Annotated in this window: 14 protein-coding genes; 6 read left to right on the plus strand and 8 right to left on the minus strand. The window is 59.4% G+C overall.

Annotation, left to right across the window (positions count from 1 at the left end):
- Positions 1 to 110: 110 nt before the first annotated feature.
- Positions 111 to 1,133 carry an ABC transporter substrate-binding protein gene (locus tag ACZ9BC_RS14385; RefSeq protein WP_476246523.1) on the minus strand — a complete coding sequence of 341 codons (1,023 nt, stop codon included), beginning with the start codon at positions 1,131 to 1,133 and terminating at the stop codon, positions 111 to 113.
- A gap of 61 nt (positions 1,134 to 1,194) precedes the next feature.
- Positions 1,195 to 2,070, minus strand: a complete 876-nt coding sequence (locus ACZ9BC_RS14390; protein ID WP_476246524.1) for an ABC transporter permease — start codon at positions 2,068 to 2,070, stop codon at positions 1,195 to 1,197.
- Positions 2,071 to 2,694: 624 nt separating this feature from the next.
- Here ACZ9BC_RS14390 and ACZ9BC_RS14395 point away from each other — a divergent pair.
- Complete coding sequence (locus ACZ9BC_RS14395) at positions 2,695 to 3,486, plus strand: isocitrate lyase/PEP mutase family protein (RefSeq protein ID WP_476246525.1); 792 nt, start codon at positions 2,695 to 2,697, stop codon at positions 3,484 to 3,486.
- A 1,427-nt stretch (positions 3,487 to 4,913) separates the two neighbouring features.
- Positions 4,914 to 5,948, plus strand: a complete 1,035-nt coding sequence (locus ACZ9BC_RS14400) for a DUF4192 domain-containing protein (protein WP_476246526.1) — start codon at positions 4,914 to 4,916, stop codon at positions 5,946 to 5,948.
- A 195-nt stretch (positions 5,949 to 6,143) separates the two neighbouring features.
- Here the strand turns inward: ACZ9BC_RS14400 and ACZ9BC_RS14405 are convergent, their stop codons facing one another.
- Complete coding sequence (locus tag ACZ9BC_RS14405; RefSeq protein ID WP_476246527.1) at positions 6,144 to 6,824, minus strand: SDR family NAD(P)-dependent oxidoreductase; 681 nt, start codon at positions 6,822 to 6,824, stop codon at positions 6,144 to 6,146.
- A gap of 478 nt (positions 6,825 to 7,302) precedes the next feature.
- Entirely contained in the window at positions 7,303 to 7,614 is a 312-nt protein-coding gene (locus ACZ9BC_RS14410; RefSeq protein WP_476246528.1) for a putative quinol monooxygenase, read from the minus strand.
- Between the two features lie 483 nt (positions 7,615 to 8,097).
- Between ACZ9BC_RS14410 and ACZ9BC_RS14415 the strand changes: the two genes are divergently transcribed.
- The 4 genes from ACZ9BC_RS14415 to ACZ9BC_RS14430 all read left to right on the plus strand — a co-directional run bounded on the left by ACZ9BC_RS14415 (position 8,098) and on the right by ACZ9BC_RS14430 (position 10,600).
- Positions 8,098 to 8,886, plus strand: a complete 789-nt coding sequence (locus tag ACZ9BC_RS14415) for an SDR family NAD(P)-dependent oxidoreductase (protein ID WP_476246529.1) — start codon at positions 8,098 to 8,100, stop codon at positions 8,884 to 8,886.
- A gap of 11 nt (positions 8,887 to 8,897) precedes the next feature.
- The gene (locus ACZ9BC_RS14420; RefSeq protein ID WP_476246530.1) at positions 8,898 to 9,719 is read left to right on the plus strand and encodes a fumarylacetoacetate hydrolase family protein; all 822 of its coding nucleotides are present in this window, start codon (positions 8,898 to 8,900) and stop codon (positions 9,717 to 9,719) included.
- A 45-nt stretch (positions 9,720 to 9,764) separates the two neighbouring features.
- Entirely contained in the window at positions 9,765 to 10,205 is a 441-nt protein-coding gene (locus ACZ9BC_RS14425; protein WP_476246531.1) for a cupin domain-containing protein, read from the plus strand.
- A gap of 92 nt (positions 10,206 to 10,297) precedes the next feature.
- Positions 10,298 to 10,600, plus strand: a complete 303-nt coding sequence (locus ACZ9BC_RS14430) for a Dabb family protein (RefSeq protein ID WP_476246532.1) — start codon at positions 10,298 to 10,300, stop codon at positions 10,598 to 10,600.
- A gap of 66 nt (positions 10,601 to 10,666) precedes the next feature.
- Here the strand turns inward: ACZ9BC_RS14430 and ACZ9BC_RS14435 are convergent, their stop codons facing one another.
- From ACZ9BC_RS14435 to ACZ9BC_RS14450, 4 genes are all read right to left on the minus strand, one after another.
- Positions 10,667 to 11,335, minus strand: a complete 669-nt coding sequence (locus tag ACZ9BC_RS14435) for a TetR/AcrR family transcriptional regulator (protein ID WP_476246533.1) — start codon at positions 11,333 to 11,335, stop codon at positions 10,667 to 10,669.
- Positions 11,336 to 11,539: 204 nt separating this feature from the next.
- Positions 11,540 to 13,018, minus strand: coding sequence for an APC family permease (locus ACZ9BC_RS14440; protein ID WP_476246534.1), 1,479 nt, complete (start codon positions 13,016 to 13,018; stop codon positions 11,540 to 11,542).
- Positions 13,019 to 13,157: 139 nt separating this feature from the next.
- Positions 13,158 to 13,571: a Rid family hydrolase gene (locus ACZ9BC_RS14445; RefSeq protein WP_476246535.1), complete on the minus strand. Its 414-nt coding sequence runs from the start codon at positions 13,569 to 13,571 to the stop codon at positions 13,158 to 13,160.
- A 14-nt stretch (positions 13,572 to 13,585) separates the two neighbouring features.
- The gene (locus tag ACZ9BC_RS14450; protein ID WP_476246536.1) at positions 13,586 to 14,983 is read right to left on the minus strand and encodes a flavin monoamine oxidase family protein; all 1,398 of its coding nucleotides are present in this window, start codon (positions 14,981 to 14,983) and stop codon (positions 13,586 to 13,588) included.
- Between the last annotated feature and the right edge of the window lie 588 nt (positions 14,984 to 15,571).

A 15,571-nucleotide genomic window follows, 5' to 3' on the forward strand; every position in this document is an offset into this window, starting at 1 on the left:
TAACCTCTTCCCCAGACGGTGAGGCTCGCTGTTTACTGATGCCTCTGGTCCCCACCGTCTTAAGGGAACCCCGGTAAGGTCGTCCACTTCTTCGGGACTGCTCGGTGGGGTTATTTGCAGCTCTGCAGTTCCGATTCCGGGGGCAGGAAGTCGTAGGAGACGGATTTGGCGGTATCCAAGGGAGCCGGCAGGAGCTTAGCCCGAGTCAAAAGTTCGTTACTCTGCTGCCAGTGTGCGGCCTCCGCGCGTCCGATGTAGTTGGCGTCGGCAGCACACAGCAGGGGGAGCAGGAATTTGAGTTCTGCACGTACTGTGTCGTCAACAGAGTCTGGCAGGAGCTGCTTCACCGAAGATACTGCGTGTTCGGAATCATCACGTGCAGAAGCCAGGCCCTTGAGGCTCGCCGAAACGAACTTCTTGACTACGTCCGGGTTCTTTTCGGCGTAGCTCTGCGTGGTGAATATCGAATGGGCTACCGGAGATACTCCGGAGTCAGCGAACAGAAAGTTCTTGAACTTCGCCCTTTGCTGTTCCAGGGACACAGCAGTGTCTTGGCCCCCGATGATTGCATTGACGTTACCCTGAAGCAGTGCCGCCGGCATGGACGCAAAGGGAACGTTCGAGATAGTGACGTCAGCCTCGGTGAGTCCGTTCGCTTCAAGGAATAGGGGGAAAAGGAAAGCATGGGCGCTGCCCTGAGGAACCGCTACGGTTTTTCCCTTGAGGTCCTGGACGGAGTTGATCCCAGATGATTCCAGGACCTGCATCGCAATATTGGTCACCTGGTTCATGGTGGCAACGATGACGAGTGGGGCACCCTTTTCGATTTGCTGGCTGATTGGCACGGCGTCCGCGATGCCGATATCAGCTTGGCCGTTGGCCACCAGTTGTACTGCAGTCCCGGATCCGGTGCCCTGCTCAATTCTTGCATCGATGCCGGCGTCTTTGTAGAGGCCATCCGCTTGGGCGACTGCGAAACCCGCTGTCGAAGCTGACCAGGACCAGTGCATTTGGAAGCGAACGGGAGTTCCTCCGCCGCCGCCTTCGCTGGCCGTAGGGGCGGAGCATCCGGAGAGCAGCATCGCTCCCGCGGCGATGGCAGTTGCCACCATTTTCTTAATGCCTCTTTGCATTTGTGTGTCCTTTGAATTGTGATTGCCAAACAAATTGGGTAGATGTTGTGCGGCCTGCCTATTAGGCCGCGCGGCGCTGCCACGGCGTCAGCAGCCATTCGACCGCCTCGACCAAGTAGTTGAGGATGACTCCGATAACGGTGAGGATCACAAGGATGGCGAACATGTATTCGGTATCCATCGCACCGCTAGCTCGGAGTAGCGCATAGCCCAGGCCGCTGTTTGATCCGAGGAACTCCGCGACCAGTGCACCTGTGATCGCAATCGTCGCAGACGTCTTGATGCCGGAGAAGATAACAGGGAGAGCTGCTGGAAACCGAAGCGCCCAGAATGTTTGCCACCGGCTTGCGCCCATGGAACGCGTGAGGTAGAGGAGTCTGTCATCGAGGATCCTGAAACCGCTGATGCTTGCCATTAGCAAGGGAAAAAAGGTTATAAGAACAACCAGCGCTACCTTGGTGTTAAGGCTGAACCCGAGCCACACAAGCAGCAGCGGTGCTACGGCGATCTTGGGCACCAACTGCAGCACGATGACCGGCGGATAAACCAATTGTTTGGCGGTCCTTGAGAGCGCGATGACCAAACCAAGAGGGATGCCGATCACGATGCTGAGCAGGAGGCCGACAACAAGCACAACGAGAGTGGATTGCGTGTGAACCCACAGACTGGTTACGTCGGTGAACAGCCGTTCGAATACGGCAAGAGGCCCGGGAAGCAAGTACGCCGGAATTTTGAAAAGTTCCACCGCTGCGGCCCAGCTCAGAAGGATCGCCGCGAATACCAATGGGGGCAATGACGACCAAGCGATGGAACTGATCCTTCGTCGTATGGCGGAAGTCTCCGCTGGTTTCCGCTGACCCATCCCCGGCGTGGAAAGAGCAACGGCAGCAGATGCTGCGGGACTGGGCCGATCGGCCGTAAGATTCTTTCTCTGCATGAACCTTCTCTTCCTTGAGCGGAACAACTCGCTGGGCACCCCACTGCTCGCCCCAGGACATTTGTGAGGGACAGCGGGAAGCAGTACGGTGCCAAGCTGGCTCCTCATGCGGTGACTTCATCCGTGGTGCGTTGACACATTCAGCCAGGATGCAAGCCCTTGTCGCGAACGACGATATCCGACATTATGAGACTAGGTCAACATTCAAATCCTGCAATGTAGGATTTCTTTACACAGGTCCGTCGACCCCTTGTATTCTCATTTCACAAGATGCGGAGGAGCTATACGTACCATTCCTTGCGGACAGAGGGGGCCGCGCGCTTAAAGTCGCAGTGGGCGTGATGCGGATCTGACAAAGTTCCGGCCAGGGAAGTCAAGCTTGATGGCGCGGCCCGAGGCGCTGGTATCGATTACTTCGACCACGTTGGCCATTAAGGTGGACAGCGGCACACGTGTGACGTTTCCTTCACTGATGGAGGTGCCGGAATGTGCAGGCGCGCGCCTTGCCCATCCGCACGCTCATTCGCGCTCACGCCCGAGCACTTCGGAGAGTTCGCACACGGCGCGAAAGAAGAAGCGCGTATTGCGAAGGACCAAAACTGTTCAGTTTGTGAACGATAATGAATGGAAAAGAAAATGACTCCAGGGGACATATCAGACCGCGCACAGCAATTGAAGGTTCTCCACGAATCCCCGGAAATACTGCGCGTAGTAAACGTCTGGGATGCCATCAGCGCGAAAACCATTGCGGCGCTGCCAGAGACTAAAGCTATCGCCACGGCTGGACACTCTATCGCTGCCACACATGGTTACAAGGACGGCATGATGCCCGTCGAATTAGCCCTGGCCGCCATCAAAACCATCGTCAATGCCGTGCACCTGCCCGTCACCGCAGACCTAGATGACGGATATGGCAATCCAGCCGAGACGATCCGCAGAGCTATCGGTCTCGGCGTTGTTGGAGCCAACGTAGAAGACCGGCTTCGCCCCTTTGACGAAGCCGTCGCCCGCATCCGGGCCAGCGTTGATGCCGCCAACAAAGAAGGTATCGCGTTTCAGTTGAATGCAAGGACGGATGCAATCGTGCGCGGAGGCGGCCGCCCCATCAAGGAAAGCATCGATGATGCGATTGCTCGGGGTCGCGCATTCCTTGATGCCGGTGCCGCTCTAGTGTTTGTTCCTAGAGCACTCACACGGGAGGTTATCGAGCCTTTGGTTGATGGACTCGGGAGAGGAAGGTTATCAGTGATCGGCGCACCTGGGGCCCTGACCGCCGCTGACCTGCAAGAGTTGGGGGTTGCACGCATTTCATACGGTCCCTTCACTCAGCGTGTCGCCCTCAGGGCGCTTCGGGACCTTGCCACCGAGCTGTACTCGGATGGTGTCATTCCAGCCGATACCCCTCCCATGAATTAGTACTCGATGCCCTAATACTTGACCCTCAGAACAGCGGCCCTACTTCAGGGGGCAAGTTAAAGCGAAGGAATCTTTAAGGTGCGTTGACGGGGCCTGAGGGTGGCGGGGGTGATCCGGGCGGGGGTGATCCGGCGGAGAAAATGCTTTATGCGTCTCGCGGTGCCAGCCAGTCCTCGCAGAGAGAGGGTCGACTAAACCACGGCCAGCTGCTCCACTGCACCGGCCCCATTGCACCTCGGTTTGGGCTACAGCCAAAGCGACCTTAGGCCTTGTTTTCCGGCGATGGCTGAGAAGGCACTTAGATCGAAACCCGACCCTTCTGACGCGGCCCAAGGGCGGGGCGCCATAGGGTCCTCGATTCGAAATTCCCTTCGCACTCGCGCGTCGCGCGAAAGCCTATAAAGCAGACGTAAGTGTTGACACTGTCCACACCCCCTTTGGCAGGACAAAGCGCGCACATACGGCTCCAGCCGGTTAGGAGGAGCCCTTCACGGAGAATTTTCGTACCAAAGTCGGTTGACGTCATGTTGTCCCTTCCGCTCCCGACCATGAACAGGTGTTAGACAACCACGACCAACCCGACAGAACGAAACGAGGAACCACACAGCCCCACCACAGCAGGCGGAAGGCCGACCAGCCGGGGACTTGAACCCGCCACCCCACACACCTAAATAGGCTCCGCGGCAGCCCGGCCACAGCCGCAAACCTAGCGTCAGAGGGACGCCACCACAAGCCATGTCAACACGTTAAAGCAAAAACCCCTCTGACGAGGGGATATGCTGTGCCCGAGGTGGGACTCGAACTGTCTTCCGGGCCTTGCAAAGACTGGGAGCCCGCGGAAACATGCGGAATTCGAAGCAGTCCGAGGACACTATTACCCGATCCGAGGCCAAGACTGTGGACAATGTCCACACCCCGATTTCCGGCCGTTCAGGCGTTCAACCTACGACCGCATCCCGAAACGAAGGGATGCGGCTTTTCTTTGTCCTGACAGATTGGGCTCGCCCTTCAACAGACGTTCGCAATCCTAGAATCCGCCGCTTTCCCCTTTGCGGAGGCTCCGAACGCCGAGCCACAATCGCTGCGATTGTTGTGAGCCGACCTTATCTTGGTAGGTCATGCCGCTTGGTTCCTTGGCATCGATGGACAAGCAGAAGTTCCATCGCTGCTTGTCATTCTGATATCCCCCATGATCGCTGGGCGGGTCCTCCGCGCAACCAGGGCGCTACCGCGCCGACCCCGGACCGAAAACTTCTCCACACACATCGTGGAAGCAGTCCCCGCGGATGAAGTTTTCGCCCCGGCGCCGGTCCCCCAAGTTGCACTCCGGCCCCTCAGCCCAGCGGATGGTCCCCTACCAGAACGACGCCCACAACCAACAACCGCAGAAAACCACAGCAACACAAGGGTGAAGGGAACCACGGATCATGGAAAAGCTCACGATCACAACACCATCAGATGTGCTCAGCTTCATCGGACACACCCTGGGCTTCTGGCCCCAGGAAAGCCTGGTCTGCATCACCCTGAAGGAGAACAGCATCGGTGCGACCCTGCGCATCGACCTCCCCCGCCAGCCCGGGCATGAACTCCCCTACGCACGCACCGTCGCCCACTACCTGACCAGCGACACCACCGCCACATCCATCCTCTTCGCCGTCTACACCAGCGAAACCACCCGCACTGGACAGCCCAGGCCTCATGCCGGCACCATCGCGGCTCTCACCGGGGTGCTCGCCGAACAGGGCATCACCATACGCGACGGACTCTTCGTCGGCGACGAAACCTTTTCCCCCTACGACGGCGAACCCGGCACCAACCTCGCCCTGCCCGTAAACTCAACCCAGACAAGCGCCATCAACGCCGAATTCATCTATCGCGGCAGCTTCATCGAACCCACCAACCAAATCACCCTCCCAACCACCGCCCAGGAAGCAGCCAAAGCCGCCGCCGTCGAACACCACATAGACACAATTGCATCCCAACCAACCGCCACCGCGCTCCAGCAAGGCCGCAAACTCTGGGCAGACATGCTCGACTCCAAAACCTTCCCCAACGACGACGACTGCCACGCCCTCGTTGCCCACCTGCAGTTCCCCGCGATCCGGGACCGGCTCATCGCAGACATCCCCGGAGTCGACGAACCCATGCAACAGATCCTGTTCGCCCAAACCGACCAGGCACCGAAATGGTCACGCATTGAATGGGCACAACAACTGCTCCTGCACGCCTACACCCGCACCAGCCCAGAACACGCAGCACCGGTCCTCACGGCCATCGGCTACATCAACTGGTGGGAAGGCAGAGGCAGCAAAGCACACCAATTCCTCCAACTCGCCCTCGACACCGACCCCGCATACCGCCTCGCCCGCCTCAGCGACCAAATGATCGGCTCCGGCATCGTCGCCGGCTGGAACATGAACAAAGACACCGCCTACAAAACACTCCCCTTCAACCTGCCGTGAACCACTCATATCGGAGCCAGTTGGTTGACGGAATCGCTGTTATCGGCGCCTAAAGCACGGCAGTAGAAATTGGCGAGAACTCCCGACCTTCGACGTTTTCCCGTGCCAAAAGCGGTTTGTTCACACGACCGGATCAGGATAGTGCTGATACAAGAGTTCGGCGACAATCATCTGCTGGGTTTGGCGCTGGCCTGATCAAAGGTTTACAACACCCCGCACCCGATGCCCGACTGCGATCGATTCGCCAGAGATCGTTTGGCTGAGCGGCGACAGAAGGAAGGCGACAAGGCGTGCGATGTCATCAGGTCGGCACTGTCCACTGGCGCCGCGCTCGATTGTTTGCATCGGACGTTCTACGACTTCAGCCGGGCTGACGGTGTTGACTGTGACGCCGCTGCCCGCTACCGAGTCGGCAAGGTTCTTGGCGGCGATAATGAGTGCGGCATTGCGGATGGAACCAGTGATGTTGCCGGTCAAGAACGCGTTCTGACCGCTGATGCCGACGATACGTCCGAAGTCTTCTTCTTGCATGATAGGAAGCGCTGCATTGGCAACTCGCAGAAAAGTCAGCGCTTTGGCCTCAAATGCCTGCTGCACCTGCTGGGGATCGGCGTTCCCTGACGGGTCGAGGGTTCGGGCGCTCGGTGCCGCAGCCACAACCAGTCCGTCCAGGCGACCGTGCTTCCCGCGAACGTGTGCGATTCCGCTTTGCACCGATTCGTCACTGGCCGCGTCGAGTACGAGCCCGTCCTTTGCATTCCTCGAGGCCGGGACGACAGTGGCACCTTCTGCTCGCAGCTGTCGAACGATCGAGCTCCCGATCAGGCCGTGACCGCCGATGACCAGTATGACGCGCTTTTGCAGGTGAAGGTCCACACCCCCACCGTAACAAGGCCTGCTCCTGGACGGATCTTATGTTCGGAGGCCAAACCTCAGCGCTAGTAGGGCGGCGCACGCGCCCAGCTCGAGCTGGCAGCAAGACGGAGAGGAACTGCTTGCTGCGTTGGGCGGCTAATAAGCCAGCGAACGTTTCTAATCCTGAATGCCCTGTCACCACAACTTCAATCTGGCTCCCGGGTCCGCCGAATGCACGTCAATCGTCTTCCGCAACCTCTCGGTCGCACCAAAGACTACCCACGAAACTTCGACGAGCTGGCGCGCTCACGCACAATACGTCCTGCATCCTCAGGTGCACAGCTCTTGAAGGAGATCTAAGGACGGATGGTTCCGGAGGTGTGGAGCCAGAACCTCCCAGAGCGGAGCAGGAGGTTCGGCTGCCAGTGAGCTCCTGCAAAGATGACGGGGATTGTGTGCCCCGCATACTTTGACTGGTTGGCCCCGGCGGTAATTGGTGCTAGAGGGTCCCCTGGCTCTCAGTCCCAGCGGGTACAGCCTTTAGCCGACGCACCTCTGGGGACTGGGCTATGTAAGGCGTGATCTTATCTACTACGGCGGCCACCGGGTCTCCATTGAGATGAGTCTCCAGAAGCTCCTCCGACTCCCATTTTTCGATCAAGAGCAGAGAACCATCGTCAGAGCGATGAAGGGCAAACATCAGGCAGCCCGGCTCAGCATGCACTGCAGGAATGAACTCCTGGAGAGCATCGACAAGATTTTGCTCATGTCCTTCGTGTGCTTGAAAGTGGGCGGTTACTACGATACTCATTCATACTCCTTAGCGGGAAAACCAACCTTACTAACGTTAGCTCGGTACCTTCATTTTGGATAGGGGTATTTTCCGAAGCGGAACAGGCCTTACTGCACGTGACCCGCGACCCGGCAAGGCACCCCGCTCCGCCCTTGGTGCGTGCGGGCAACTTTGCGAACGAGCGAGTCGTCCCAGCTGATGAGGGGCGTTGTTACGAGGTGATTCGAGCCCAGCGATGCGGCACGCTTTTCCATCCCCCTCGGATGCTTCCGGGAAAGCCTGCTGGTTGCACACGCCCCCTGGTCGGCGTTGCCTGATCACTGGCTTTCAGGACGCCTTGGCGACGAGCGGGGGTTCGGGAGCTGGGGGAAAGAACTAATTTCGTCCGAGCTGCTGCTTTTTCATGTGATTCCTGCTACATTGCTACCTAACGTTAGTTAGGCCACTCTACTGACGTAAGGGTTAGAACCGCGCAGAGACGCGCAGGGAGGAAGTGCTCTCATGGCTGGAAGGCTTGATGGCAAAGTTATTGGAATCACTGGCGGCGCCAGCGGCATGGGCCTCGCGTTCGGTGAGGCTTTCGCCAGGGAAGGGGCGAAGGTCCTCATTGTTGATCTGAACGAGGACGCTGCAAAGAAGGCGGTCGAAGGTATCGTGGAAGCTGGCGGCTCGGCCGCCTATGCTGTCGCCAATGTCGTGGACCGGACCCAGGTTCAAGCCGCCGTGCAAACGGCTGTTACGGAGTTTGGCCGTCTCGATGTCTGGTTCAACAATGCCGGCTACAACGCTCCGATGCAGTTCCTGGACATCACGGAAGAGAACTTCAGGCGAGTTCTGGATATCAACGCCCTCGGTGTGCTGATCGGCACGCAGGAAGCGGCGAAGCAGATGGTCGCGCAGGGACAGGGCGGAAAAGTTATCAACACGTCCTCGATCGCCGGACGGGAAGGGTTCCCCACGTTTGCTCCCTACAGCGCCTCGAAGGCTGCCGTCATTTCCCTGACGCAGTCGGGGGCCAAGGCGTTGGCCAAGCACGAAATCACGGTCAATGCCTTTGCGCCCGGCGTTGTTGCCACTCCCCTGTGGGACAAGCTCGACGAAGACCTGTACGCGATTGGCGACATCAAGAGCCGCGGTAGCGCGCTGAACGAGTATGAGAAGGGCATTATCCGCGGCCGGATGGCGCACCCCAAGGACATCGTGGGAACCGCCCTGTTCCTGGCCTCCGCGGACTCTGATTACATGACGGCCCAGTGCATCATGATCGACGGCGGCATGACCCTGGTCTAGGAGGCCTCCATATGAAGCTCGGCACGGTCCGGAACGGCGGCCACAGCCGCGCCTTCCGGCAAGACGACACGGGCACGTACTACTATGACGTGCCGGACGTGGGGCAGCTGTTGGCCATTCCAGAATGGGCTGCTCTTCGGGCCCAACAAGGCGAAGCGCCGGCTTCGGAAGACCTGCTTGCCCCGATCACCCGGCCGGGCAAGATCATCTGTGTGGGGTTGAACTATCACGGCCACGCCGAGGAGGTCGGTAAAACCGCCCCCGAGGTGCCAACCCTGTTCAGTAAGGTTTCCACTGCTTTGACCGGTCCACGGGCTGACATCCGCCTACCCGGTCTGAGCACGGAAATTGACTGGGAAGCCGAGCTCGCTGTTGTCATAGGTAGCCGTGTCAACCAGGCCAACGAGCAGCAAGCCGGCGACGCAGTCGCCGGCTACACCGTTCTGAATGACCTGAGCGTCAGGGACTGGCAACGCCGCACATCGGAATGGTTCCAGGGTAAGAACTTCGACAAATCAACGCCTCTGGGACCGGTCATCGTCACATCTGACGAACTTGCCCCTGAAGACGGCCTCCGGGTCGAAACCCTGGTCAACGACACAGTGGAGCAGTCGGGCACCACGTCCGACCTGATCTTCAGCGTCACCCAACTGGTGGTTTACATCAGCCAGTTCCTGACGCTGGAGCCCGGCGACATCATCGCGACCGGCACCCCCGGAGGTGTCGGCTTCGTGAGGAACCCGCCCCGCTACCTGCACTCAGGGGACGTGATGACTACTCGAATCGAAGGAATCGGCGAGCTCCGCAACAGCATCCACATCGGAAACGGCTGACCAGGCACGCCCGTCAACGGAACCACACGTTAGGAAAGAAAGAACATGACCGAACAACGTATTGACTACAAGCGCCCCAGCGTCCAGAAGGCGGACGAACTGCCCTTTTTGGACCAGGACCAAACCTCCCAGGCACGCCGCTACGCTGGCGTGACGCCCCGGAACACCGAGGTCGAACACCTCTGGTTCGGAAAGGTCTACACCGCAGTGGGCGAGGCCTCCGACCCCCATCACCACGGAATAGCCGAAACCGGGGGCTATGTGCTGCAGGGCAGCGCATTCCTTCGTTTCGGTGAACGATTTGAGGAAGTCGTCTACGCGGATGAAGGAGACTTCATCTTCGTTCCCCCGCACATGCCCCACATCGAGGGCAACGCAAGCCGGACCAAGGAACTGATCTGGCTCACCACCCGCCAGCCGGACAACATCGTGGTTAACCTCAGCGACCAAGAGGTCGCGGACATCGACATCGATTACCGCGACTGACCATGGGACAGGAAGAGGGCTCCCGATCATCAGCGATCGGGAGCCCTCTTTTCGAATTGAAACCCTAGCCAACTACTTAAAGGAGAAAACCCGTGATTCAGCACATCGTGGCGTTCCGCCTGTCCGGCACGAACAACGAGCAAAAGCGCCGGCAGTCGTCGTTAGCCCAGACTGAACTCAGGAAGCTGGGCAATGGACAGATTCCTGGACTGATTGATTTGCGGGTGCGGCCCGATCTGGGAAAGGTCGCTACTCATTGGGATCTGGTTCTCGTTTCACACCATGAGTCCGAGACGGCGCTGGAGAACTACTTGGCTCATCCGCTGCACGTTGAGGTTGCGCAGAAAGTTGCGCTGCACGTCGCTGACAAGGTCATCATCGATTCCCAGATCTGAGCCGACGCGAAGGGGTGCCCCTGGATACGTGACAGTGTCCAGGGGCACCCCTTTTCTGTGGGGGCGCTACTTTGTGCCGGTCAGAAGGTGCGCGTCCAGGGTGGCAAAGGAGCTTCTGGCGGCGGCTTCCACGATGCCGTCCAGAGCAGCGACATCACCGTTCCAGCGGCTCCAGGACCCGACGCCGTCCAGGACGGTCAGGACGATGGCAACTGCCCGATCTACGTCGCCCTGGTAGCCCATGTCCAGCGCGGCCCCCTTGAACAGTCCCGCGTTCAGATCAACAAGATGGTTTATTTCCTTGCGGGTTTCCGCCGGCAGGAATCCGCTGATCCGGTCAGTGGCGAGCATCAGGTCGAACATGTCGTTTTCAGGTGTCTGCAGCTGGCGCCGGACATGCTGGTCCACAAGGGCGGTCCAGAATTCAGCCGCATCCTCCGTAGTTTCCACGGCTTTGATGGTCCCGGTCGCGAACTGGTAAAAGTGCCAGCGGAGGGCTTCGCTGACCACCTCGTCGCGGCCGCCGGGAAAGTGGCTGTACAAACTGGGCGCCTTGACGTTGACCTGCCTGCCGAGCGCACGCATGGTAACTGCGGAATAACCTGCGGACGTGGCGATACGAAGGAATGCCTCAAGGATGAGGCGTCGTCCGTCGGTCTGGTTCGTCCAATCGAACGAAGCTATCTCGTAGCGCATAACCTCAAGGGCCTGTTCGCGCTGCGCTCTCTCGGACATCTCGCTCCTGAATCTGGTTGCCGGACCCGTTGCCAGCATTCGCTGCCGGAACATGCCCATTTTCCCATCGTAGGTGCATGGAAGTCATTGCTGCTTCCATCCACGGTTTGTATGTGCATCAAATATGTTGGTCAAATCCAAGGCCGGTTAAAGCCCGAAAGGGTGGACGAGGGAACCGCACGGTCCCCTCGTCCCCCCAGGATGTCAGGACAGGTCGGCTTTCGCCGTCTCCTGCCGGCCCAAGCCCTCATAAATCTTCGGCTTAGCGGACCGAACGTATGCGGCGAACAGGATACCGAGCAGGAGGCTTGCGCCCAGGACAAACAGCAGCCCAAGGTTCTGGCCCGGTTCGCCACCAACAACAAGTTCGAAGCGCATGATGGCGAACACCACAACAGCCGTCAGCGCAATAGCGGACACGATAGGCGCGACGAAAACTTTCCAGGCATTTTCACTGGCCGGCACTCCCTTTCGGAAGAAGAAGACCGCCACAGCAAGACTGACAAGTGCCATCAGGACGAGAACCCCAGTGGAGCCGAGTCCGGCCATCTGACCGTAGAACTGACCGGGATCAGCGCCCGAGATGACAACAGACAGCAGGGCCAGGGAGATGGCGACGGACACTGTGACAGACGCTTTGTACGGAGAGTGATGGCGGTTGTGGACCTTGGAGAGGTAGGACGGCAGGGCACGGTCGGAACCGATGTTGAACAGGTAGCGGGCGATGACGTTGTGGGTCGAAATCAGCGCGGCGACGCAGGAGGAAGCCACGAGGACCAACGACACATTCGAAAAACCAGGCACAACGAACCGGTCGAGGGCGTCGTTGAACATACCTGCCGGGTTGTTCGTGGCGGTATCAACGGCGGAGGAGCCGTAGGCGCTGACGAGGGCGTAGCAGGACAGGCAGTACAGCAGGCCAACGAAGATCACTGCCAGATAGGTGGCACGGGGAACCGTCTTGTTGGGGTCCTTGACTTCGTCCCGATACAGAGCGGTTGCTTCAAATCCGATGAACGTGAGGAACGCGAAGAGCAGGGCCACGCCCACCTCGCCCTGGGAGAAGAATTCCACGGCGTTGAAGGGTGCCGCCGACAGTCCTTCGGCTCCTCCCTTGGAAAGGGTAGCGACATTGAAAGTCATGACGACCACGACTTCCAGGACCATGACCACGCTCAAAACTTTTGCGGAGAGCTCGATATGGAAGTATCCGAGAACGCTGACGAGTGCAAGAGCGGCGAACGACCAAATCCACCATGGCGTTTCCGGTCCTCCGAAGCTCTGGATCAGCGCCGCCGTGGTGATACCAGTGAACGAGTACAGTCCCGTGATGATCATGGAGTAGGAGACGATAGCGAGGTAGGCGCCGCCCAGCCCGACGATCTTTCCCAAGCCCATGGTGACGTAGGCGTAAAAAGCGCCCGGGCGGGGGATGTGCTTGGTCATGGTTGTGAATCCGACCGCGAAGATGGTCAGGGCGACTGTGGCGGTCAGGAACGCAATGGGTGACGTCGTTCCGGCGAAAATGACTGTGAAGGCGATGAAGCCGGAGACGGTGACGATCGGGGCGGAGAATGCGAGCACGCTCAGGACGAGCGAGGTCGTGCCCAGGTCTCCTGAGAGCCGGTCTTTGGTCACAGTGGTCGCGGCGGTTGGGGCCGTGGGAGGGGTTGTATTCCTCATTTTTGTTTGCCTCTTTTTGATGCGAATCAATATATAGGATCTGGAGCCGCCCCCAGCTGGCCGCCAGAAAAGAGATGGGACTATGAGGGGTCCCGCCTGTCGGGCCGCCCGCGTAATGAGCGGGCTGCCGTGACAGGAGTCAGGAGCGGACGCGCGCGATGGCGCCGATCTCGATCAAAGCGCCTTCTCCGCCGAGGTCCGCGACCCCGAAGCCCGTCCATGAGGGGTAAGGCGCCGGGAAGAAGCGGGACTTGACCGGCAGGAACCACTCGTTGGTCGCGGCCATTCCGCCCTTGTGGAAGGTCTGCAGCTGCACGATGTCCCGCAGCGTGGCTCCGGCCTCGGCCAGTACACGCTCTACAGCGAGTATCGCCAGTTCGGCCTGTCGGGCGCCGTCGGACGGGATCGTTCCGGTTTCGTCGATTCCGAGTTGACCGGAGACGAAGATCAGGTCTCCGGTGCGTAGGCCGGGGGCCAGTCCATAGGTTTCGCTGACGTCTTCCGTTCCTTCTGGAATGAGGTACGTGAAGTCCGAGACGGTGTTGTCTGTCATTGCTTTCTCCGTTGTCATCGGGTGGCCCCTACTGTCAGGGTTTTGCGTGCGGCCAAGATGCTGTGGGCTGCGGCTTCACCGGCCTGGACAGCGCCTTCCATGTAGCCGGTCCACATCGGTGCAGCTTCTGTGCCGGCAAATCGAAGCGGACCGACAGGTGCGTTGAGGGCGTTGCCGATGCTGCTCAGCAGGCCCGGGGGCATGACGGTGACCGGAGCCCCCATGGTGTAAGGCACACTTGGCCAGTCCGTTTCGTGGTAGCCGAGGGGGTTAGCAGCCTCCGCGCCGAAGACGGAGACCAGTGAATCGAGAACCGCCTGTTTCCGGGCGTTGGCTCCCAAGGCGAACCAGGCGTCATAGTCCTTGCCTCCGATGAAGGCAACGATGGTTGCCCAGTCGTCCCCGGGGCGGGTGACGTCCAGGGAAAGATAACCAAGGTCCAGATCGAACACCTCACCAGATAGCCCGGCGTCGCGCCAAAAGGGGCGGTCGTAGCGCATCTGAACCTTCGATTCCCGGCCCATCGGGGCCCGGGCCTGAAGCTGGCGTCGGGGAAGGGGAAGCTCGGGCGAGAAGCGGATAGTGTTCGCCGCCGAGGGAGGAACGGCGATTGTTGCCGCCGGTGCGGAGAACCTGCCACGCGCCGAATCTACGACCACGGCATCCTCGGTGTAGGTAATGGCGTGAACCGGGGTGTCCGTGAAGACGGTGATTCCCGGCAGTTCCGCGATTCGTTGCGAGATCTGCTGGGACCCACCGAGCCAAAGGGCGTCGTTGGCGGTGACTTGGAGCGCCCGCATGCCTTCGCACTTGGCGACGTATTGAGCCCAAAACAACATGGACATTTCAGAGGTGTCAGCGCCAACGATAATGTTCAAATCTGTGGTGACGATGCGACGAACGATTGGATCAGCGACGTTCTGCTCAAGCCAGGAAGCGACTGTAATGCTGTCCAGTGCTGTGTCCTCAGGAGTGTCCCACGGCCCTTCCGTGCCGACCTGCTTGGCGAGTTCGTCAAAGAGTCCGTTGGCTTTTGCGAGTTCGGCCTCCACTGCGGTGGCGCCAGCAATCGACTCCGGGTAGCCTCCGTCAGGAGCTCGCACGACATGGCCTTCGACACGGTAGCTCATGCTTCCTTTAGGCCGGGCGGGAACCCAGGCCAAGCCGAGAGCCTCACCTAGAGCGCGCGAACGATGATGAGTTGTTCCGATGAGCATCCCGCCCAGGTCGAGAGGGCCGCCGGGAACGTCCGGATCAGAATGCGTTCGGCCTCCAACACGGTCTTTGGCTTCGAGTACCGTGACCTGCAAGCCATTACTTGCCAGAGTGTAAGCGGCTGCCATTCCAGATAGGCCGCCGCCGACGATGATGGCATCAGCTTGGTTGCCGGCATCAGTCGAAGTGGTTGTCATTTTGAAGCTCTTCCTGCTTAGGGGAGCCAACGACAATCGCCCGACGGTGCGCGACCGTAGCTCCCTTTAGTGATGTACCTAACGTCAGCGAGTGACCTAACTAACGTTAGGTAGCAATCTAGCAGGAATTGGGGAAAGTAGCACGGCTTTTTAGGAAAATCTTTTGAAGGGCCGCCTGCTGGTGATTCGTATCGAACCGGGGCGGAGTGACCGAGCGGCTGACGCGGGAGCTGGGATCCCGCGTCCTAAGGTCGACAGCTGTCGTTGGCCGCAGGAAGCTTGAGTACAGCCTGGGGTACTTCATATCGAGTTCCCGGCCAAGGTCCTTTTCACAGATTCGAAGCCACTAACAGTAGGTAGGTGCAGAAGCGCCCCGAGGAGCATTGCCGGGCCGGCTCTGTGTTGACCAATCGCGGTTGCATTGGAGATCTCTAACAGCAGCGTTGACCTGCTAAATCGGCGAACGGTTCACTTTCATCCTCGCAGGGCTATCCGCTACCCCTAAGGTGACGAACGCTGCCCAGGTGCGGGCCACTCCCCCGAACAAAAGCACAAGGAACCCCCAGCTGATTTCGGTAGGTGGTAACG

The organism is Pseudarthrobacter sp. TE3704 (assembly GCF_056279405.1).